We start from the raw sequence: 24,525 nt of genomic DNA on the forward strand, positions 1-24,525 counted from the left end.
TTCCATCGAGAGGTAGCCGATATTTATTATTTTGATTACTAATGTTTGTAAATTAAATTAAAAAATTAATTGTACAGTTTTAATATTATCTACTTATATTTAAGTAGTCTCAATCAGCTGGCTGTTCGGGATCACATTAAAAAAACAAGACAAACGCAGATTGCGCTGATTTCTTTGCTGTTATTAACCACACCAGAAACAAGCTTAAACCCTCGTTATTGAGGTGTTTATTTACCCTCCGGCGTCCGACTTATCTGGCCCCCCGATAAGTTCTTACGTGGAGATAGTGACTTGCTTGATTTTGAGGTTATCCATGGCGAATTCAGCAGTTGGCGCAATTGATATTATTTCGCGGCAAAACGGGGCATTGATTTCAGAGGTTGCTGGTAATCAGTCAGTCGTGGCGCTTAGCGGGTTGAGTATCGTGCGAATTCATGGCACGGCAGACAGTGTTGCTGGCTATGAGCGTCAGGGCAATGACCTGATTTTGCACATGAAAGATGGTACCACAGTGCGTTATCAGCACTTTTTTACCGCCGATGCTGAAGGAAATTACAGCGAATTGGTGTTTGATGATGGTGTCAATCCGCCGGTACATGCCACTTTCCCTGCCGCTATGGGAGCCGCCGCCGCTGGCGCTGATGCCATTCTGGTGCCGCAATTGGCCACCCTTGATAGTGTAGCGGGACTGGCGCTGGGAGGAAGTGCCAGCACGGCAGGGCAATTGGCGGGTGCATTAGGCTTTCTGGCGATTGCCGGCGGTATTGGCATTGCCGCATCCCTCAGCAGTAATGGTAACGCCGGTGCCAGCAGTTCGGCGGGTAACAACGGTGGCAATAACGGCGGTAATATCGATCCTCCTGGTAATGGCGGCAATCCGAACCCTGCACCGACATTAACAGTCAAGCCATTGACCGGCGATAACCGCCTCAATGGTAGCGAAGTGAATTCCAATCAAATTTTGAGCGGTACCACAACGGGTGTTACCGCTGGGCAGTTGGTGAATGTCACGATTAACGGCACCACCTATACGGCGAAAGTTCAAGCCGATGGTTCGTGGAGCGTTTTGTTACCGGCCGGTGTGCTGCAAGGTTTACATGACGGTAGTTATCCGGTGGTGGTTACGGTGACCAATGGCAGCGGTCAGACTGCGCAGCAAACTATCATGCTGGTGGTTGATACTATCGCGCCAACATTGACCCTCTCTCCTGTCGCCGGTGATGGCATTATCAACGCAGCTGAAGTCAAAGCGACAGTTGCCATTGGCGGGACATCATCTGCCATTGGTGCAACCGTGACCGTGGTATTTAACGGGAAAACCTATACCGGTACGGTGCAAAGTAATGGGCGCTGGAGTGTGGATGTTCCGGCCAGCGCGTTGGTTGGGTTGAAAGACGGTTCACAGCCGATATCGGCCACAGTGAGCAACAGTGCAGGTAACAGCACCAGCGCCAGCGGAAGTGTGATGATTGATGCTGATCCTCTTAACTTTCCAACATTATTTGTCAACTCATTTGCCAGCGACAATCATCTGAATGGCGCAGAGCAGAAAGTGAGCCAGACATTGAGTGGCCAAACCACCCATGTTGAAGCCGGTAGGTTAGTGCTCATCACGCTGAATAATAAGACCTATAGCGCCACCGTTGGGGCGGATGGTAAATGGAGCACTCAGATACCGTCAGCTGATTTGGGGATGATCGCTAATGGGGCTGCCACTATTCATATCGAAGTCACTAATGCTGCGGGCAATCCGGCCAGCAAAGATAGCGTTTTCACTGTCGATAATACCCAAGGCGGCTTGGGGATAAACCCAGTATCAGGCGACAACCTGATTAACGCCAATGAAGCGCAAACTGATCTCACTGTTTCGGGTACATCGGCAGGGCTGGTGGTGAATACGCCAGTGACGGTCACATTGAATGGTGCCATTTATAACGGCACTGTAGATGCCAATGGCAACTGGAGTGTGCTTATCCCGAAAGGGGATTTAGGCAAACTGACTGATGGCCCGATAACCTTAACGGTGCAAGCTACCGGATTACCCGATGCCACTTTGCCATTAGGGATTTATATTCATAATCTGCCTGCGGCGATATTCAACACGCCTTTTAGTGATGGAAATCTTAATGGCAGCGAAGTGAAGATCGACCAAACACTCCAGGGTTCAACGGGGGTGAATGGGGTAGGTCAGACGGTGACGGTGAGCTTTAATGGCGTGACATATCACCCCGTGGTGGCGATGGATGGTAGTTGGTCGCTGGTTTTCCCCTCCACGGCTTTACAGGTGCTGGGGCAAGGAAATATCCCGCTGTTGGTGACTGTCAGTGATATAGCGGGTAATAGCAAAAGTCAGCTACTGACAGTGAATGTGGATACTCAGGCCCCTACACTGACGATTAATCCCGTTGCGGGTGACAGCATCATTAATGCCATAGAGGCCGCTGGGCCGATAGCCCTCAGTGGGCGTAGTTCTGAGATTGGCGCGACAGTCGTCATCACTTACGAAGGGAAATTTTATCAGGCAGTTGTGCAGACAGACGGCTCCTGGCATGTCGATATCCCTGCCGGCGCATTAACAGGGATTGATGATGGCAGCCACCCGTTAACGGCCACGGTAATGGATACTGCGGGTAACATTACCAGCGTCACTTCGAATGTGACGTTGGACGCCAATCCGGCCAATCTGCCCACCTTATCCATCAATACCTTTGCGGGTAATAATATTCTCGATGCTGCTGAACAGCGCGTTGATCAAATAGTCAGTGGCACCACCACCCAAGTGGAGTTGGGCCGTGTGGTCACTATCTCGCTGAACGGTAAAACCTACCAGGCTACGGTGGGTGCTGATGGTAGCTGGAGTGTCAAAGTCAGTGCTGCTGATCTGGCTCTGCTGGTCAATGGCAATACCAGCATCACGGCAACTGTCGCGGATGCCAGCGGCAATGCCGTGACTGAAACTCATAATATTACCATCAATGATAAGTTGACCGGGCTGGGTATCAACCCAGTGACGGGTGACAACCTGATTAATGCGGCTGAAGCGGCGGCTGGCGTAACGGTCAGCGGCACATCATTCAATGTGAATTCCGGACAAACTATTACCCTGACATTGAATGGTAAAATCTATACCGCACTGGTGGGAGCGAATGGGCGTTGGAGTACCCAGATTCCAGCGACTGACCTGGCTCAATTAGCCGATGGCAGCGCGGTATTAACCGCCAGTACCACAGATGCTAGCGGCAATTCCATTAGCAGTTCGGCAAATCTGGGCATTTATACCCATAAGCTTCCTACCGCCAGCCTGACTCCACCTTTTGGCGACGGCACACTCAACAGTACGGAAGCGGCGCTCGGCCAGACATTAACCGGCAGCACCGGTGTCACAGGCAGTGGTCAGAAAGTGAGTGTGACCTTTGGCGGGGTGACCTATGTCGCCACGGTTGCCGCAGATGGCAGCTGGTCATTGTCGCTTCCAGCCAATACATTGCAAGGATTGGGGCAAGGCAATCAGCTGCTGGTGATTACTGCCAGTGATGCGGCCGGTAACAGCAATACACTAAACACTCAATTCAAAGTGGATACTCAAGCCCCCACTTTATCTGTTGCTCCGATTGCAACAGATAACATTATCAATGGTGCAGAGGCCGCCGCCAGCATCACTGTTCGGGGTTCCAGCTCGGAAATCGGCGCGATTGTGAAAGTGAGTATCGGCGGGCAACTCTACTCCGGCATGGTGCAGCCTGATGGTAGCTGGAGTGTCACTATTCCGGCTGGTGCGCTGTCATCGCTGGGTGATGGGCGTTATGTCGTGAGCACGCAAGTTCAGGATGCGGCCGGTAACAGCACCACCGTGACACAAGATGTCATGCTCGATGCCGATCCACGTCATTTCCCGACGCTGTCTATCAATGCCTTTGCGGATAACAATATTCTGGATGGTGCTGAACAGAAGGTGAGTCAGACTGTCAGTGGCAGTACCACAGGCATTGAGGCTGGACGAACGATTACGATATCCCTTAATGGGAAGACCTATAGCACAACCGTGGATTCCGCCGGTAAATGGAATACAACCATTCCGGCAGGGGATTTGGCATTACTGACCAATGGTACGACGAATATTACTGCGACGGTCAGTGATGTGAATGGCAATGCCGCCAATGGTAGCCATACTATTATTGTCAATAATACTCAAAGCGGAATTGGTATCAGTCCACTGACCGGCGACAACCTAATCAACGCGCAAGAAGCGGCGGCAGGCATCACGGTGAATGGCACTTCCAGTAATTTGAATGCCAACCAGACCATTACGGTGACGCTAAATGGCAAAACCTACATCACCGTCACCGGATCGAATGGGAATTGGAGTCTGGCATTGCCCGCCGGTGATTTGGCCTTGTTGGCCGATGGTAAAACCACACTGACTGCTACCGCGATAGACAGCGCTGGGAATACTGTATCCACCAGCAGCGAACTTGGGGTTTATATCCATAGTGTGCCAGCGGTTGTGACTAATCCCCCCTTTGGCGATGGCATTCTCAACCAAACCGAGGCTGGTACCAGTCAAAGCTTAAATGGCACCACCGGTGTGACGGGCGCAGGGCAGTCGGTGACAGTGACTGTCGGGGGCAAAACCTATCAGGCCGCTGTGGGTAATGACGGCCAGTGGTCATTAACATTGCCACCGAGCGTGTTGCAAGGACTGGCGCAGGGCGGACAGTCAATAAAGGTACAGGTTACCGATGCTGCGGGGAATACCAATAGCGCTACTACCGCCATTTCGGTTGATACATTGCCGCCTGAGTTATCGGTGGGGAAAATTGCCGTTGATGGCGTCATAAATGCCACTGAAGCGGCAGCCAACATCCCAATATTTGGTACCTCTAATGAAGTGGGTGCTTTAGTTAATGTGGTGATAAATGGTCAAACTTACAGCACCAGGGTTAGCAATAGTGGCAGTTGGAGTGTCGATATTCCGGCTAATACCCTCAATTTGTTGGCCGATGGCAGCTATCCCGTCACCATTTCGATTCAGGACAGTGTTGGCAATACCACTACTGTGACTGAGAATATCAAGTTAGTCACCCAGTCGGTTCCAAACCCAACACTGACTACGCCGTTTGCTGATGGCTATCTCAATGCCACAGAAGTCACCTCCAGCCAAACATTAAGTGGCAGCACTAGTGTGAGTGGCACGGGGCAACAGGTGGTGGTGACGGTAGGCGGGGTGGTTCACACGCTGGTGGCGGACAGTCAGGGCAACTGGCAATTGACCTTACAACCGTCAGAATTACAAAATCTGCCCAATGGTAATCTGGTGATCTCAGTTACCGCGACCGACAGTGCAGGCAACAGCAACAGTTACACTGGCAGCGCGACGGTGGATAAAATGGCCCCCGTGCTGGTGGTTAACCCTATCAGTAATGACAATATCATCAATGCCATTGAGGCCCTGAGTACCGTCAATATCACGGGTAGTGCGCCGCAATCTGAGGCAGGCCGAACAGTGTCGGTGCAGTTAAACGGTGTGACTTACAGCAGTTTGGTTCAACCGGATGGCACCTGGAGTATTCCGCTGAGTAACAGTCTGCTGCAAGGGCTGGCGGATGGTAACTATCCGGTGCGAGTGACAATCAGTGACAGCGCCGGTAACCAAACAATAGTCGACCGCACGCTAACCATCGATGCCTCGCCGGCTAATCTCCCAACGGTCACGATTAGCAGCATCTCGGGTGATAACTTTATTAGTCGTGATGAGTCCACCAAAGATGTGTTGATCAATGGGGTGTCCAGCCATGTTGAGTCCGGGCGCACCGTCAGTGTGATGCTCAATGGCAAAACCTACAGCGGCACTGTGCAAAGTGACGGCAGCTGGCAAGTGACAGTTCCGGCAGCCGATGTCAGTCAGTTGCCGGAAGGAGCCTTAACTGCGCAGGTGACCGTGACTGATGTGTCGGGGAACTCAGCGAGTGACACTCATCAGGTCACGGTCATTGCTTCACTGGCAAACCAACCTGTCTTGACGGTCTCCACGGTCACCAGTGATGACATTATCAATTATCAGGAAAGCCAGTCAGCACTGACCATCAGTGGCAACAGCCAGCGGGTACAGGCAGGGCAAACGGTGACTGTCAGTCTACACGGCAAGAATTACCAAGGCGTGGTTCAGGCTGATGGCCGTTGGAGTGTGTCGGTTCCGGCGGGTGATGTACAGGCGCTGCCACAAGGCAATAATGTCATCAATGCCGCCGTTAATGATGTGGCGCAAAACCCTGCCAGCTCGACCCATAATGTCACAGTCGATACTCAGGCTCCGCTACTGACTGTTGATGTACAAACCAATCTCGACCATGTGTTGAATCTGGCCGATGCCTTGCTGGGGCTGGTGGTGAAGGGCACTTGTGCCGGTGAAACAGGACTCACCGTCACCGTAACGCTAAATGGTCATAATTATAAGACGCAGGTACAAAGTGATGGTAGTTGGAGCCTGACCATTCCTTCCGCTGATCTGTTGCTGTTAGGGGATGGCCCATTAACGGGTGGAGTGAAGGTCAGTGTAACCGATGCCGCCGGTAATGAAAGCCACGATATCACTCATCTCAATGTGGCCATCAATACTCTGCCGACACTGACCTTAGCACCGCTGTTTGGCGATAACGTATTAAGTGTCGGTGAGATAAGTGCCAATGCCACTCTGACGGGCAATTGTAGCAACTTAGCGATTGGTACTGCGGTGGTGGTATCAATTAATGGTAAGAATTATAGCGGCAGTGTGACTTCGAATGGTGGCTGGTCGGTCAATATCAGTGCCGCAGCTCTACAAAGCCTGAACGACGGTATGACCAAAGTGACGGTGAGTGCCACGGATGCTAATTCGGGTAACAAAGCCTCGGTTAGCGCCGATCTGGATATCTTAATTCATAACGTGCCGAACATTACCCTGCCAGCATTGCCGTTTGGTGATGGTTATCTGAACAAATTGGAGGTCGCCGCCAGTCAAATTCTGACCGGCAATACCGGAGCTACCGGTAGCGGACAGACCATTACCTTGAAAATTGATGGGGTGACCTATCCTGCGACGGTGGCTTTGGATGGCACCTGGATTTGTACGTTACCGGCCGGGGCATTAAATGGTTTAACTGATGGCTCGCACACTATTTCCATCACCGTGACCGACCGGGTAGGTAACAGTGATACCGAGTCAGTGACCTTTAATTCTGCATTGAACATTACCCCAGCGCCGACGTTTGACGCAGGATCAATTATTGGTGGCATACTCAATGCGGCTGAAGCAGCGGCGGGCGGGCAATTAACCGGCAGTACCGGGATTGTCGGCGATAAGCTGCAACAGGTCACCGTGACCATCAATGGTACCGGTTATGCGGCAACGGTAACCGTAGACGGAAAATGGGCCTTAACCTTGTCGCCCGATATGTTGAAAGCCTTACCAGAGGGAACCTGGGATGTTACGGTCACCGCCAAAGATGCCGCCGGTAATAGCGGCGCGCTGACCAGCCAGGTTGATGTGCTGACTCACAATTTACCGCATCCGACACTGGTATTGCCGTTTGGTGATGGGGTGCTCAATCATGCTGAAGCCTTGCTGGGTCAGACATTGAATGGTAGCACCGGCGTAACGGGCGTCGGTCAACAGGTGGCTATCTCAATAGATGGCAAACTAGTACAAACTATTACGGCAAACACTGATGGCAGTTGGTCATTACCGCTACTGACGGAATTACTCGTCGGGCTGGCAAGTGGGCCACACAGCATCGGGATAAAAGTCACGGACCGTGGTGGTAATGAAGTCACTATTTCACCCGAGATTACATTTACCTCACAACAGCAGGTACCAACGCCATCTATTGATACCCTTTCCTTCGGTGCCAGCATCAATATTGCCGAAGCCGCACTGGCAACCACGATCAGCGGTAAAACCGGGATAACGGGCAATAATCAAAATGTGCAGTTGAAGATTGATGTGGGGGGTATCAGCTATGCCGGATTGGTTGATGCTGGCACCGGTAACTGGACGGTGACTATTCCCGCTGGAGCTTTAAATGGCCTGACAAATGGGCAGCATCAAATTAATGTCACCGTGACTGATTCCGCCGGTAACAGTAACAATCAGTCAGCCAATTTTGACAGCTTCCTGACACTGCCCGCGCCCACCATTAGCCCCCCTCTGTTTGGTGCGACCTTGAATCTGGCTGAGGCCGGAATCGATCAATTACTGACCGGCACCACCGGCCTGCTTAACACGGCGCAAACCGTGAAAGTGACAATAAATGGAGTGGTGTATAACGCCAATGTCAATATCGCCACTGGCGCGTGGAGTGTCACGGTACCGACGGCTGATTTAAAACAGATTCCTGATGGCGCACAGCAACCGATCAGAGTGGATGTCACTGATGGCGGCGGTAATAGCGGCAGCAATTCACTCAATATCGGCGTCGTGACCCATAACTTACCGACCGTCACCGTCGATGCGCCGTTATTTGGCGCGGAGCTGGACTTTGCTGAAAGCAAAATCCCCCAACTGTTGAGTGGCTCCACCACCAATATGGCGCAAGGAAGCCTAGTCAATATTAGCTTCGGCACCCTCAATCTCACCGCGATTGTGGGTGCTGATGGTAAATGGAGCGCGCTGGTGAACAGCGCTCAATTGGGCACTTTGAGCGGCTCTGCCACCATCAGTGCCACGGTGACCGACAGCGCCGGTAACGAGGGCCATACCACTAATCCAATCAATGTGAATGTCAATCTCAGCCCACCAGCGGTGGTGTTGACCATTAATCCCATCGCCACTGACAATATTATCAATGCTGCTGATGATCCCTTGAATATTACAATTAGCGGTAAGGTGACAGGGGCGGGAGCACAGGGCGGTTCGGTGGTCGTGAGTATTAATGGTACGCCATTGGTTGCCCCTATTGTTTTCGGCGCGGAGGGTAACTGGTCGGTGACATTACCGAAGCTCAGTTTCCCCGATGGCAACTATCAGATAACGGCTACAGTAGACGGGGGCACGGCCTCCGAACAGGTCGAATTGCTGGTTGACCGTTCGCCGCCGACCTTGACGCTTTCGCCTTTTGCCGACAATAACATCTTGGATGCTCTTGAATCCAAATCACCACAGTTAGTGAGTGGTGTGGCTTCAACTGATGATATTGGGCGCACCGTGACAGTAACGCTAAACGGTAAAAACTATTCTGCTCTGATCGGGGCGCAGGGTCAGTGGAGTGCCAGTATTCCAATGGCTGATTTACAGGCGCTGGCGCAAGGCTCACATACTCTGAAAGTGACACTGACTGATCTGGCGGGTAATCCTGCCGAGAAAACGGCCACCATCGTCGTTGATACTATCCCGGCGCTTATCACACTGGATGTCGCGGCACCGGTTCTCAACAGTAATGTGCTTGGCTCAATACTCTCCGGCACCGCTTTGGGGGCGGAGGGTAAAACCTTAACCCTCACCTTGGGCAGCACCATACTCACCACTGTGGTCGGTAATGATGGTAAATGGAGCATTACTGTTTTGCCGGGCAATTTGAGCGGAATTGTGGATGGCCCGCTGGTGGCGGGATTGAGTGTGACCGATACCGCCGGTAACCCTGGCAGCAGTAATGTCACGATGAATGTGGCGCTCAATCCGGCATTGGCACTGACAGTCGACCCGCTGTTCAATGGCGGCTATCTCAATGCTGTCGGTGCTTTGGTTGATCAAACCTTGTCCGGCACCGTATTGAATGCCGGTCTGGGGGCCAAAGTGAAAGTCACCATTAATGGGCACGAACAGATTGCGGATGTGGGGGCTAATGGTAAATGGACACTGACTCTCCCCGCTGCCGATTTAAGTCAATTAGCAAATGGCGCGTTAACACTGAATATCAGCGTAACCGATGCTAATAACAACGTGGTGCAGCTCCTCCCCGCACCGGTGCTAAATGTGTTGACGCATAACTTACCGACCTTCGGCACTTTAGATCCCCTGTTTGGTGGCGATGGCATCCTGAATAGTGTGGAGTCCGCCGTGACTCAGACGCTGGGTGGGGTGATTAATAATGTGGCCGCGGGGGCGACAGTGACTGTCACCCTCGGTACTCAAGTATTGACCGCCCAAGTGCAAGCTGGCGGGGTGTGGCATGTTGATTTGCTGCCTTCACTATTAGGCGGGTTACAGGACGGCAGCTTGCAAGTGGGTATTTCGGTGAAAGATGTCGCCGGGAATATTGTTAATACCCAATTGGGGATTACGGTGTTGACCCACGATCTACCACTGGTCACCCTGAATCCTATCTTTGGAGATGGCATCCTGAATGCGGCTGATTTGCTGTTAAATCAGACCATTAGTGGCACAGTTAACAATATGCCAGCAGGCGCGGAAGTCACCATCAAGCTGGGTACGGCGCGGCTAAAAGCCATTATCGGTGCTGATGGCTCATTCAGTGTGCCGGTTGATAGCCTGACATTAAATGGGTTGCTGGCCGGTTCACTCAATGTCACCGCCTCGGTGACTGACTCTGCCGGGAATACCAATACGGCAACCCGCCCATTGCTGGTGAACGTGACCCTGCCGGTTATTTCGCTGAATCCTGTTTTTGACGACGGTAAGCTCAGCCTGGCGGATACCGCCATTGCGCAAATCATCGGCGGTATGGTCAGCGGGGTGGAGGCGGGGACTCAGGTGAGAGTCACCCTAGGGGGGAAAACCTTCTTTGGCACCACAACGGCGAACGGCAGTTTCACCATTACGGTTCAGCCAGCGGATTTAACCGCATTATTGAATGGCAATCTGACTGTGGGTGTGTCGGTGACCGACTCCGCCGGTAACACCGGAACAACCTTCGGCAGCGTCAATGTCATTATTAATAATCTGCCTAAGTTAGTTCTAAATCCGATTTTTGGCGACGGGCTATTAAGTATTGACGATAGCAAAGTGACGCAAATCATCAGCGGGACGGTGGTCAATGGCACCGTGGGTGCGCAGGTTCTGGTGCAAGTTGGCAGCAATCAACTGACAGCAATCATCGGTACGGGTGGTGGCTGGAGTGTTCAGGTTCCGAGCAATATATTGAACGGATTGTTGGATGGAAGCCAAACCATCAGCGCATCCTTGGTGGACAGTGCCGGAAATGCCACCAGCGCCAATGGATTGGTTAATGTGCTGATTCATGTTCAGCCGACACTGTCTGTTAATCCTATTTTTGGTGATGGCATCCTCAGTGTGGCGGACTTGCTGGTAGCGCAAACCATCAGCGGCACCACCACTAATGTGGCGCTGGGAACTCAAATCAATGTGGTTCTCAATGGCAAACCCTACACGGCGACGGTGGGGGCGGGGGGCCACTGGAGTGTGCTTATTCAGCCGGTGGATTTAAAAACGCTGGTGACCGATGGCCCACTGACAGTGAATATTTCGCTGCAAGATGCAGTGGGCAACCCGGCAAGCGCTTCTGGCGTGTTGAGTGTCATCGCCAATGCCCCGCCAACCCTGTCACTGGACCCTATTTTTGGTGATGGTCTGCTCAATGCCGCTGATGCACTGTTAACCCAAACGATTAGTGGTCACAGTACGTCTGCTGCCGGAGCCAATTTGACGGTGAAAGTAGGTAATCTCACCTTGAATACCACCGTGAAAGCCGATGGCAGTTGGAGCATTGCGGTGCCGCCATCGGCGCTGGCAGGCCTGCTGGATGGCAGTTTTACCGCCAGCGCCAACCTGACCAATGCCGCCGGGCACAGTGCCAGCGCTACAGCACCGGTCACGGTTGGCATAAGTCTGCCGACCTTAACACTGAACCCATTCTTTGCTTCAGATAGCTATCTGAGTGGGGCTGAATCGACCACGGCCCAAGTGATTTCTGGCACCAGCACTCACGCCGCTGGCTCGCAAATCATCGTAACTGTTGGCGGTGCGGTCTTGACCGGCATTATTGGCAGTGATGGCCACTGGAGTGTGCCGATTACGCCTTCGGCCCTGACCGGTTTGCTAGACGGTTCCGCTAAAATTGGTGTGTCGGTCACTGATGCTGTGGGCAACCATGTCGCTGTTAACACTGATTTTATTGTGAAAACTCATGCGTTACCTTTGCTGGGAGTTGATGCATTGGGTAATGTCGGCAACTTACTGCAACTGCCAACCAATGGTCTGATTGTTTCTGGTTCCAGCTTAAATGTGCTGGCCAATACCAAAGTTAAAGTGACGTTACTGGGTCAAACCTTAGAAGGCACTGTTGACAGTAGTGGGCACTGGAGTGTGCAGTTCTTTGGCTCTTTCCTCAAAGCGCTGAATGTTGTCAGCATCTTAACCACCCCGGTAGCGGTATCGGTCACCGATGAAGCGGGTAACTACAAAGCCATATCGGTTGGCCTGCTCTCTGGCTCTGGTATCCAATTGTTGTCAGCCGATCATGATATTCAGGCCGCCAGCATGACGGTTACCCATGACACGGATACCTCTCATTTAGTCGAACCATTGGCACAGCCTATCGACAGCATTCTGACCACCACGGTGACGGAGGGCGGCTATACCATCGGTGGCGTTACGCTAAATCTGGCTGATGGCGTGGTGATGTCCGGCGAGGCGCTTACCGGCAGCAGTGGTGCCGATGTTTTCACCGTTAACTCATTGAACTTCAACCATATCGATGGTGGGTTGGGTATGGATACTTTGCTGCTGGACGGGGTGAATCAAACATGGGATCTGACCAGTTTAGGGCTGAAGGTGGAGCATATCGAAATCATTGATTTAGGTCAGAGCGGCAACAACAGTATCCGGCTTGATTTACGCGATGCGCTCACGCTAACCGACAAGCCGGAGGATGATTTGTTGATTAAGGGCGCACCAGGCGGGCTAGTCACGCTCAGTAATACCCCAGACGGAGTGTGGAGCAGCATAGGGCAACGCAGCATTGATGGACAGGCGTTCGATGTCTATCACAACTCATCGCTAGACAGCAGTAACACATTGGGAGACGTGTTGATTCAGCACGGCTTGCAGGTGCATTTGGTGTGAAGTCACCGGCTCGGTTAAGAGCAAAAAGACTATAAAAATGATCGGCACAGGAGTCTGTCGGCGATGAAAAGAACAACCGAATATTTTGCTCGCCGGCGTCTCTCCGGCGCATTGTGGGTGATAACGGTGTTATCGGTGATGGGGCAGCCGTCAGTGCAGGCGGCTGACTCCGCGACGGCACCAGCTTTTAACTGGCAAGCTGCACCGAGCGAAGAGCAACTGGCAGAGCTGAGTTTGCGCGAGGCTATCTTGCGTGCTTTCGCCCGTAATCCGCAGATTGCACAGGCGGCAGCGCAGATAAGAGTGGGAAACGGGGATTTAGAGGTTGCCGAAAGTGGTTGGTATCCACAGGTCTCTTTGCAAGGAGCGACTGGGAAATCACATCAAACTGACTCTGCGGGCAGCTTGAATAGCAATGCGTCAGCCGGAATCCAACTGAGTCAACTGCTGTATGACTTTGGCAAAACCGGTGGCAGTATTGATGAACAGGCCTCTTTGTCGGAGGCCTATCGCTATGACCTGTTCAACACTATGACTGCCGTGGGGCTGAGTACGGTCCAAGCTTATTTGCAAGTCAAACGCTATCAGGCGTTAAGTGTAGTAGCGCGTAACAATATTGACTCTCTGGATAAAGTCAAACAGACCGCCCAACTGAGAGCGGATGCGGGTCTCAGTTCGCAATCTGATGTGTTGCAAGCTGAAACTCGCATCGCCGGTATGGTGGCGACGCTGGAGCAATATCGGGCGCAGCAACGTTCGGCTCAGGCGCAACTGACGGTACTGACCGGCGTGGTGTCTGATAACCTGCCGGATCTACCCAAAGATCTGCTCAAACAAAAAGTCACTCTGAATGCCATTCCTTATGACGCCAGCAGCGCGGTGCGTAGCGCCGAGGCTAAACAACAGGCCGCGCTGCAACGGGTAAGGCAAAGTCAGGCGCAGCATTGGCCCACCTTAAAGATACAGGCGGGCAGAACACGTTATGAAAATGAGTCACGTTCTTATTGGGATGATCAGGTGCAACTGGCAGTTGAAGCGCCGGTTTATCAAGGAGGAGCGGTCAGTGCCAAAGTCAGGGCTGCTGAGGGTATGCGCGCTGCGGCACAAGCTGAAGTGGAAAAAGCCAAGCTGGATGTGAATCAAAAGGCAGCCACGGCTTATGCCGACATGATTGGTGCCATACAGCGCCAACAGGCAGGCGAGCAGCAACTGCAAAGTGCTGTACACACCCGCAGTGTCTATCAGGATGAATATAAGTTAAGTAAACGCAGCCTGAATGATTTGCTGAGTGTAGAGCAGGATGTGTTGCAGGCCGACTCTATGCGGCTGATGGCGCTGTATGACGGCTGGGATGCCACTGCACGCTATGCTTCTGCCGTCGATAATTTGGTGGATATGTTGGGAATTGACCGGGTCGCTCAGAGTGGTGAAAGGTTACCCACTCTCTAATATCCGTCATTCCTCAAGCCGCATGTGCGTTGGCTGCCTTCGCGCACCCCAGTCACTTACTTATGTAAGTTCCAGGGGATTTACTCAGTTGCCGCCTTCCTGCAACTCGAATTATTTAGGGTATGACAGGCCGCTTTACCCGCCAGAAAAATTATAGCCCACAAGGCAGGGGTAACATGACAACGCAATCTACGCCAACAGAGGTCTGGATAACAGCAATGGCGAGAGTGGCCAGCCGTTATGGCAAACCCGCTGATATGAACTTTCTTGCCCAGCAAATGCGGTGGTTTGAGCAATTAACTGGTTTACGTCAATTGGAGCGACTCAGTGGTCTGCTGGGTTTACAGACCAACGTGATGCCGCTGAAAAAAGTCCGCTGGCGCAATGAATTACTCCCGGTATTACTGGAGTTGGAGCCCGGCAGTGTGGCGGTATTGGAACACATCAATGACAACGGGTTGGTGAGTTATTGGCTCAGTGATGGCGGCGATGTGGTACGTGAAATCAGTCTGGAGGACTTAGTGGCGCGGAGCCAGGGCCGGGTGGTCATAGTTGGGGTTGCCAACCGTGGCCGCGATAGCCGTGTTGATGAATTTATTCGGCCCTACCAGCAGCACTGGTTCTGGCAGAATTTTCGCGGTGCCGGGCGTAAAATTGCTGAAATCTCGCTCGCCTCAGTACTGGGTAATGTGCTGGCGTTGGGGGGGATCCTGTTTTCAATGCAGGTTTATGATCGGGTGATACCGGCGCAATCATACGCCACATTATGGGTACTGTTTTTTGGTGTTTTACTCGCCGCATTTATGGAATATATCATTCGGCTGACCCGCACTCAGATCTCTGATTTGATGGGTAAAAAAATCGACCTTAATGTGTCATCGATGCTATTTGTACGAGCGATGGCCATCAAGAATGAAGCACGCCCCAAATCGACGGGATCCTTTATTTCCCAGCTTCGAGAAATCGATCAGGTGCGTGAACTGCTAACATCCACCACGGTAGGTGCGGCGGCAGATATGCCGTTTGTCCTGCTGTTTCTGGCGATTATGGCCTTTATCGGTGGTCCGCTGGTGGTTATCCCGCTTTTAGCTATCCCACTCATTGTTATCCCCGGTTTATTGATTCAATTCCCGATGGCGAAACTGGCTAAAGAGGGCATGCGTGAAGGGGCACTGCGCAATGCCATTTTGGTCGAAACCATTGAAGGTATTGAAGATATTAAAGCTTTACAGGCTGAACCATATTTCCAGCGCCAATGGGAGCAAACCCATGAGGTGAGTGCTGCTATCGGGATGAAACAGCGGCTATGGGGAGCGCGCCTGACCGGGTGGGCGTCGACGGTATCGCAATTAACTTATGCCGGAATGTTGGTTTTTGGCACCTACCTGGTGCTGGCCGGTGAGATTACCACCGGTACGCTGGTCGCCAGCAGTTTGCTCTCTTCCAGAACTATCGCGCCATTAATGCAGCTGACAATGGTTTTCTCGCGCTGGCAGCATGCGAAAAGTGCCATGACCGGCCTGAATGAACTGCTCAAAAAACCGTTAGACCGTCCCGAAGAGGGAGAGTTAGCGCATTGTCCAATACTGAGCGGTCACTACCAATTACGTAATGTGCAGTACACCTATGATGAAGAAAAAGGGCAAAACGTGGTTGCTATCGGTGCACTGGAAATCAAGCCTGGAGAGAAAGTGGCGATTCTGGGCAAGGTGGGGGCAGGTAAATCTACCTTACTAAAACTATTGGCCGGTCAGGCCACTGCCACACAGGGCAAAGTAGTGATTGATGGCGTGGATATCAAACGCATTGAACCCGCTGATTTGCGCCGCCAACTGGGCTTTTTATCGCAGGATTCCCGCCTATTCTTTGGCTCACTTCGGCAAAACCTGATGCTGGGGCACCCACATGCCACGGAGCAGGAAATGATAGAGGCACTGAGGATCAGTGGTGCGATAGCTATGGTGCAACAGGATGCTGCCTGTCTTGACCGGATTATTAATGAAGGTGGGCAGGGGTTATCGGGTGGACAGCGCCAAATGGTATTGCTGAGCCGCATGATTCTACGTAATCCACAAGTTGTCTTGATGGATGAACCCACGGCGTCGATGGATGAGCAGTTGGAGGATTATGTCATTCGTCAGATGCATGCCTGGTTAGATGGCCGCATGTTGGTGTTGGTGACTCATCGGCCAGCGTTATTAAAGTTGGTGGATCGCATCATTGTTATGGATAACGGACGGGTGGTGGCCGATGGCCCACGCGACCATATCCTCAATTCGATGGCGAATAAATCGCAACAAGGTGCTGTCTAACAGGAGTGAGCTATGAGCAGTCTAAGCCTGCAACAAGAGAGGGCGCATCAGGAGCGGCACATGTCAGCCATTGTTTGGCTGATGTTGGTTGGGATGATTGTGATGTTCATTTGGGCTTATTTCGCCATTCTCGATGAGGTCACGGTAGGCACCGGGAAAGTCACGCCATCCAGTCGCGCACAACTAATAGAAAGCCTGGATGGCGGTATTATCAATGAGTTATTGGTACATGAAGGGGCCATCATCAATAAAGGACAAATTCTAGCTCGCCTCGATCCGACCCGTTTTCAATCTAATTATGGTGAGGCTGCCGCTCGCGTGCGGACCTTGCGCGCATCATCGGAACGTCTGCGGGCCGAGCTAACGGGCGCCGCATTGGCTTTCAGTGCGGACACTTTAAAAGAGTCTGAGTTGGTAGCACGAGAAACACAGTTTTATCTTTCCAGACGGCAGAATCTCACTGAAACCGTGAGCAACTTGCAGCAATCCCTGAAACTTGTGCAGCAAGAACTGCGGATGACGGAGCCACTGGTGGCTAAAGGGGCAGCCAGTCAGGTAGAGGTGATTCGGTTACAACGCCAGATAAGTGACTTGCGCGGTAAAATTGATGAAGCGCGCAATCAGTATGCAGTCAGAGCCAGAGAAGAGCAGGTGAAGAATAATGCGGATTTAGATGCACAGTTGCAGGTGGTTTCCGGTAAGCAAGACCAGCTTACGCGAACCACGCTTATTTCACCGGTGCGTGGGATCGTCAAGGATATTCAGGTTTCAACCGTTGGCGGCGTGTTGCAGCCCGGCGGTAAACTGATGGAAATAGTTCCCATCGAAGAGCAACTGCTGATCGAAACGCGTATCAACCCACGCGATATTGCTTACATTCGGCCAGGGTTGCCAGCGACAGTCAAAATAACCGCTTATGATGCATCTATCTACGGCAATTTGACCGGGGTTGTGGAAACAGTTTCACCGGACACACTGCAGGATGAGGTCAAACGAGATCAGTTCTACTATCGGATTTATGTTCGCACTAGTCGGGCTGATCTGACCAATAAGGCTGGCAAATTATTCCCAATATTACCGGGCATGGTGGCCAGCGTAGAAATTAAAACCGGCCAAAAAACAGTTTTGGATTATCTGATCAAACCGCTGAATAAAGTGAAGGAATCATTGAGAGAGCGTTAATATTATTACCGCATTTTTTGACCCTATTTGTGCCAGAGTTCAGGCTAGATAGGGTGTTTATCTGACGAAAAATATGAAGTAAAACCAATAAATAGTCTGGTAATAGTTTAGTTACCTGGCTATTTATTGTCCTCAACAGCTTAAGCTATTCGTGCTTAAATAAAAACATGAAACTATATCACTTGGCTATCATTTCATTCTTTAAACATATCCACCGTTATAAATATACTTTACGATATATATCGCAGGCAATAAAAAAGCCGGTCAAAGACCGGCCGTAACACTTACGAATTATCTGACCGCGAGGGCCACAATGAGGGAAATAGTAAAATAATGATGATAGCGGATTTATTATAGTTCCTAATTGATAGAGGTTACTTGTCAATTTGTGCTGTTATTGTAATTCAATAACTAACTGTTTTATATAGTTTAATAATTATTCTTGATTATGGGTGCTATATTTACCTGTGTTTGTAAATTCTGTGAAAGTTCGCTGTTATTTACATTTTGAAATGCTTTTTGGGGTTATGAAACATTATCCGAGACTTCGTAGCATTTTCTGTATAGATTAATCCCGATCTTATTACCACAATAGAATAACCCTATTGGGATTATATGCTCGCAAGAGCAGTGGCATAGTTAGATCTAATAATTAGAGGATAATAACGATGAAACTTCGAGTTCTTTCCCTGCTTGTTCCAGCTTTATTAGTTGCCGGTAGCGCAGGCGCGGCTGAAATTTACAACAAAGACGGCAATAAACTGGACTTGTACGGCAAAGTTGATGGTTTGCATTATTTTTCTGACGACAAGAGTAAAGATGGCGACCAGTCTTACATGCGTTTTGGCCTGAAAGGCGAAACACAAATTACTGACCAACTGACCGGTTACGGCCAGTGGGAATATCAGGCAAATTTAAATAAAGCAGAAGACCAAGACCAAGGTAACTTTACCCGTATTGGCTTTGCTGGTTTGAAATTTGCTGATTACGGTTCTTTCGATTACGGTCGTAACTACGGTGTGCTGTACGACGTAACTTCTTGGACTGACGTGCTGCCAGAGTTCGGTGGCGATACTTACGGTGCTGACAACTTCATGTCACAACGTGGTAACGGCATGGCGACTTACCGTAATACCAATTTCTTTGGTCTGGTAGATGGCCTGAACTTTGCTCTGCAATATCAGGGCAAAAATGGCGACGGCACTGAAACCAACAATGGCCGTTCAGTACAAGGCCAAAATGGTGACGGGTACGGTATGTCCGTATCTTATGACCTGGGCTGGGGTGTAAGTGCATCTGCGGCAATGGCTAGTTCTAAACGTACTGATGACCAAAATAACCTGGCATTTGGTCACGGTGACCGTGCTGATGCCTATTCTGGTGGTTTGAAATACGATGCGAATAATGTTTATCTGGCCGCAACTTATGCCCAGACTTACAACCTGACTCGCTTCGGTAACTTTAGCAATGATAACACTGATGCGGGCTTCGCCAACAAAGCGCAAAACATCGAGTTAGTGGCTCAGTACCAGTTTGATTTCGGTCTGCGTCCATCTTTAGCTTACCTGCAATCTAAAGGTAAAGACTTGGGCAATGGCTACGGCGACCAGGATCTGGTGAAATATGTTGATGTCGGTGCGACTTACTACTTCAACAAAAACATGTCCACCTATGTTGATTACAAAATCAACCTGTTGGATGAAAATAACTTCACCAAAAATGCCGGTATCAACACTGATGATATCGTAGCGGTTGGTCTGGTTTACCAGTTCTAATCCTGATAAATAGCTTCTGATAAAACGCGGCCATTTGGCCGCGTTTTTTGTGCCTGCTATTTTGCTTTGCTAACTTCTAATATTTATCTTCAGTCTTGGGTGTATTTTTAATCGCTTTGACTTTTTTTGACCAATTTCGGCTTGAAGTTTAACCAAACGAACCAAATTTCAATTTTTTTTGAATGAAACACTAGACATATCATCACGCTATAGATGATAATGCCGCTCATTGGAAGGATGGCCGAGTGGTTTAAGGCAACGGTCTTGAAAACCGTCGACTGTAACAGGTCCTAGAGTTCGAATCTCTATCCTTCCGCCAAATTACGCCGGCATAGCTCAGTTGGTAGAGCAACTGACTTGTAATCAGTAGGTCCCGAGTTCGACTCTTGGTGCCGGCACCAATTAAAGGCCCGTTATCTGAATAAGATAACGGGCTTTTTGCTTTCCGATAAATGTGAATGGCGGCAGGATTCCTCACTGCCGCTGATTAAGTCAGCTATTCTTTGCCAACTGAGCGACCAATCGATTCACACCATCGCTCATATTGGTGAACTTTGTCAGTTGTGTGCGGGTGACTACCACGAAAACCCCAATGTTCTTCTCCGGGATCATCGCCATATAAGTAATAAACCCGCCGCCGCCGCCCGTTTTTTGCATGATGCCCGGCAGTTCGGCATTAGGTGCCATGTAGACCCAACCTAACCCCAGCGCATCGGCTTGACCAGCAACATCCATACCTTTTAATGAAACCAAATCGCGGCGCTGAAAATAGAGCGCTTGCTCACGTTTTGCGGTGCTTTTGCGCGCGCTGTTATTGGAAGCTAAGAATTGCTGCATCCAGCGCTGCATATCTTCTGGTGTTGAATAAATCCCACCGCTGCCTGCTGCCGCAACAGTGTTTTCACAGCGACTGCTGCCGACGCCGACCATCAAACGACTACATTGTTCAGCCGTTGGGGTGAGAGTGGTGTTACGCATCCCCAGCGGGGCGGTGATTTTATCGCGCAGCAGACTGGTATAAGGTTTTCCTGAAGCGCGTGAGAGCGCGTCAGCCAGCAAGTCGTAAGCTAAATTCGAATAAGCCGCTTTTACACCGGGTGGCACCGTGACCTTAGCCAGTTTCAGCCATTGCCAGCGGTTATCTTTGGTTGGCCAGGTAAATACCGGCCTTTTTTGTGGACCACCGGGTTGTTCGCGCGGTAGGCCGCTGGTATGGCTGGACAGATTGAGCAGAGTAATCGGCTGTTTAGCATTATAAGCCGGGACTTTGGCACCTTTAGGCGCCCATTTCTGCAGAGGATCAGTCAGTTTTACCGTGCCGTCTTCGGCCAGTTTGACCATCACTTCACTGGTCATCAGCTTGGTGATAGAGGCAATGCGGATCAATGAGTCAGGCCGTGGGCGCAGATTGTTACCGGGTTTGGTTTCGCCAAAACTGCGATTGACCACCTGATTATTATCAATAACCACTAGCGCCATCCCCATAGCCCCACTGTTATAGAAGATATGTTCGGCATATTGATCAACAACTTGTGATGTCAAAAGCTCGGTGTTGGCATAGCTGCGTAATGGCATGGCGAACAGAGCTGCGGCCAGTAGCGGAGGGGAGAAATGTTTCAGCAATCTTTTATCCATGTGCAAAAAGAAAAATAAGTGTTCGTAGGCTTATAGTAATCGGATATTGGTTTAAAACCTGCTGAAATTTGCGGGTGAGCGAATAATTTACACTGTGGAAAAGCGGTGTCAGGAGTGGCGAGGAAACGAAACCGCAACGGAGTCGTGCCGCTGCGGTTTATGGTGACAATCTTATTCTATTAGCTTTCCGTGACCGGTTTAGGTATCACATTCGATGATTCTTTCATACCAAGGGGATTGTTTCCCCAGCACTGCTCATACTTCCAACCGGTGAGTTCTTCCGTCACGGCTCTGGCATGAGCCGGAATATCGGCCATAGCACCGCCACTTTTAATCCGATCAATCTCTTCCAGCAGGATCTTGTGATTCTTCCGATCCAGTTTCATCTGTGTAGTGTAATAAATAGCGACCAGCGCCAGTGAGACAACCCCGATGGCAAAGACGCCAACTATAGCTTGCACCGCCACTTCCGGTTGGCTCGATTGCCCGGAAACAAAGCCAAAGCGGCTTAATGTCCAGCCCATAGCGAAGACGATAATCGAGCGCACCATCTTACCGGCAAACGTCATGGCTCCAGCATAGATTCCTTCCCGGCGACGGCCAGTCAGCACTTCATCTACGTCCGCCAGGAAGGTATAAACCGTCCAGGGAATGTAGTAGATACCGCCGGTGCTTAGACCGAAAACAGCGGTGATGCAGAACAGCACAACCACGATAGTGGTCTGAGACCAGCCTGTGAAGTAGAGCGCCGCATAGGCAATTACACTAACAATCACTACTTGCAGAGCAATACGAAACGGGCGTGCAAAGCCCATTTTGACGCAAATACCGATAAAGATAGCGGTAGAAATCAACTGCATGATTGAACTGAAGCTATTGAGCTGAGAAACCAGTGCGGCATCTTGACCTAGGCCAAAAATAATAAAGTAGGTGAATGCAGATGCGAACAACCATTCAGCACCAAAGCCGAACAGATACATACCCAGATGTTTGCGGAAAATACGCAGATGGAAAGTTGAGGCCATATCAATACAGAGTTTTTTCAAGGCCTGACTTAGACTGCTGGTAGTTTCCCTAACCACTTCGCTGGCTGGCCGCTCCCAAGATGAGCTGTAAAGCCAGATCATGGCGCAGCACATAATCAAACCGTAAGCGATACCGGTATAGAGGAAAGGTGTTGCTGAATCTTTGCCATAAATAGCAATAAATTGGCCGGGGATAAAGGCTGCCAGGAAGTTAGCAACTTTGCCGAAAATAGCTTTAGAACCGGTCAGTTTCGAGCGCTTGGCGAAGTCGGTTGTCATCTCGGTGGCCAGTGTTTCATAAGGCACCATGATGGAAGTATAAATCAGTTCAAACAATGCGTAGGTTAGCAGGTAATACCAGAAACCAAACCCGCTCATCCAGAGCATTGGATAGACTAATACAAGTGGAATCCCAAGCAAGATAAAGAAGCGACGGCGGCCAAACAAGCGGCCCAATCGGGTATTGTAAAAGTTATCAGTGATATAGCCCATTACCGGGTTGCTGATTGCATCGAGAATACTGGCGATCGAAAAGATAGTGGCTGCTTCAACGACAGAAAGGCCGCAAAAGGTGGTATAGAAATACATCAGCCAGGCACCGCTGATTGCCAGCGCGCCACTCCCCAGTAAGTTGGCGCTCCCATACGCCAGTGTGTGTCTTGTTGTAATCGCTTTACTCATTTATATCGCCACCTAAAATTAAAACAATGTTTTATAAATAATGGATAATCGTTTTCTTTATAAAGGTACGGTGTTTTTAAAAGTGAGGGATTGATCACGAAAAAGGATTTTGTGGCCTGAAGCGGCGTGAATTGCAGTAAAAGTTGATATGAATCAAATTAGTGGTGAGTGGGAATCTTCGTTAAAAAACAAAATATCCATAAGAATACGAATGAGTGATAATGCACGCTTGCGGCAATCATGACCGTGATAGGTATGGCAAGATTTTAAACAGTCGCCTGAAATATCATCACCAGCATTAAGATTTGTGGCTCGCTGTGCTCAAATATCAATGTTGAGCATGTGGGGCGGTTACGGGCATGGCCCATGAATATTTCTGGCTGCAACAGTGGCTGGCAGTGAAGGAGGTAAAATGGCGAAGAAAAATCCTTATTATGATGCCAGTAAGCCACACCACACCGAGTTTGGCTTTCAAAATCTGGAGCCAGTCGTCCATCATCCACAAGATTTACAACGCTGGCGTGAGGAACGAAAGCGCCTTTCATTGCCTAAGCCTCCGCAACAGGGGTATGAGCAGTTTGTTGCGGACTGGTGGCAACTGGCAGACTTTAGTGGGCAGCAAGATGCATTATGGTGGCTGGGTCATGCTTCGTTATTATTGCGCGTTGGCGGCAAAACTGTTCTGTTTGATCCGGTACTTTCCAATCGAGCATCACCTCTCAATTTTTACGGGCCAGCTCGTAAAACACCGGCACCGGCCAGCGTTAAAGCCTTGCCACATATTGATGTGGTGGTGATTTCCCATAATCATTATGACCATCTGGATGTCACGACCATCACCCAGTTATTGCGTCGATTCCCCGACGTGACTTTTTTGGCCCCGTTAGGGCTGAAAAAATGGTTCCTGCATCATGGTGCTCGCCATGTTCACGAATTGGATTGGTGGGACACCCATCTCGCGGCTGAATTTGAGTTTCATTGTGTGCCCGCACGCCATTGGAGCATGCGCACACCTTGGGATCGCAACCAAAGTTTGTGGTCAGGCTGGGTGGTTAAACGCGATGCAATTAATTTCTACTTCACCGGTGATACGGGGTATTGCCCGCAATTGCTGAGCATTGGTGAAAGATTGGGGCCATTCAACTATGCCGCTTTACCGATTGGCGCTTATGCCCCGCGCTGGTTTATGAATGCGCAGCATATGGACCCGCAGCAGTCGGTACAGTTATTTAAGCAATTACAGCAACCTACGACGGTGCCTATCCACTGGGGTGTGTTTGAGTTAGCTGATGAATCACTGGATGAGCCGCCACAACAATTGAAGCTCGCATTAACCGAGGCAGGCGTTGCGGGAGATCATTTTTCACCACTTAAAATTGGTGCTCGGATATTACTTGAATAGCGTTGTGTTTCAGTGGGTTAAAGGTCACCCGCTGAAACACAACGAAAAC

Annotated in this window: 8 protein-coding genes and 2 tRNA genes; 8 read left to right on the forward strand and 2 right to left on the reverse strand. The window is 50.4% G+C overall.

The annotated features are described in order from the left end of the window. Window positions 1–313 precede the first annotated feature (313 nt). The 7 genes from ACF3VQ_RS07205 to ACF3VQ_RS07235 all read left to right on the forward strand — a co-directional run bounded on the left by ACF3VQ_RS07205 (window position 314) and on the right by ACF3VQ_RS07235 (window position 20,134). Window positions 314–13,015, forward strand: a complete 12,702-nt coding sequence (locus ACF3VQ_RS07205; protein ID WP_392434226.1) for an Ig-like domain-containing protein — start codon at window positions 314–316, stop codon at window positions 13,013–13,015. Between the two features lie 138 nt (window positions 13,016–13,153). Continuing rightward, window positions 13,154–14,464 (forward strand): TolC family outer membrane protein, encoded by a 1,311-nt coding sequence (locus ACF3VQ_RS07210; RefSeq protein ID WP_392435481.1) that lies wholly within the window; start codon window positions 13,154–13,156, stop codon window positions 14,462–14,464. A gap of 176 nt (window positions 14,465–14,640) precedes the next feature. Next, the gene (locus ACF3VQ_RS07215) at window positions 14,641–16,776 is read left to right on the forward strand and encodes a type I secretion system permease/ATPase (RefSeq protein WP_392434229.1); all 2,136 of its coding nucleotides are present in this window, start codon (window positions 14,641–14,643) and stop codon (window positions 16,774–16,776) included. Window positions 16,777–16,788: 12 nt separating this feature from the next. Continuing rightward, complete coding sequence (locus ACF3VQ_RS07220) at window positions 16,789–17,958, forward strand: HlyD family efflux transporter periplasmic adaptor subunit (RefSeq protein WP_392434232.1); 1,170 nt, start codon at window positions 16,789–16,791, stop codon at window positions 17,956–17,958. Window positions 17,959–18,626: 668 nt separating this feature from the next. Continuing rightward, window positions 18,627–19,733 (forward strand): porin OmpC, encoded by a 1,107-nt coding sequence (locus tag ACF3VQ_RS07225; protein ID WP_392434235.1) that lies wholly within the window; start codon window positions 18,627–18,629, stop codon window positions 19,731–19,733. A gap of 231 nt (window positions 19,734–19,964) precedes the next feature. Continuing rightward, window positions 19,965–20,052, forward strand: a tRNA-Ser gene (locus ACF3VQ_RS07230). Window positions 20,053–20,058: 6 nt separating this feature from the next. After that, window positions 20,059–20,134: transfer RNA gene (locus ACF3VQ_RS07235), tRNA-Thr, on the forward strand. Between the two features lie 91 nt (window positions 20,135–20,225). Here ACF3VQ_RS07235 and ampH read toward each other — a convergent pair. Together ampH and ACF3VQ_RS07245 are read right to left on the reverse strand one after the other, a co-directional pair. Then, complete coding sequence (ampH, locus tag ACF3VQ_RS07240; protein ID WP_392434238.1) at window positions 20,226–21,368, reverse strand: D-alanyl-D-alanine-carboxypeptidase/endopeptidase AmpH; 1,143 nt, start codon at window positions 21,366–21,368, stop codon at window positions 20,226–20,228. Window positions 21,369–21,547: 179 nt separating this feature from the next. Continuing rightward, entirely contained in the window at window positions 21,548–23,074 is a 1,527-nt protein-coding gene (locus ACF3VQ_RS07245) for an MFS transporter (RefSeq protein WP_392434241.1), read from the reverse strand. A 412-nt stretch (window positions 23,075–23,486) separates the two neighbouring features. Here ACF3VQ_RS07245 and ACF3VQ_RS07250 point away from each other — a divergent pair, with 412 nt between their 5' ends. Continuing rightward, window positions 23,487–24,476, forward strand: coding sequence for an MBL fold metallo-hydrolase (locus ACF3VQ_RS07250; RefSeq protein ID WP_392434244.1), 990 nt, complete (start codon window positions 23,487–23,489; stop codon window positions 24,474–24,476). Window positions 24,477–24,525: the final 49 nt, after the last annotated feature.

The organism is Yersinia fenwicki (assembly GCF_043099325.1).
In the GTDB taxonomy this organism is placed as follows: Bacteria; Pseudomonadota; Gammaproteobacteria; order Enterobacterales; family Enterobacteriaceae; genus Yersinia.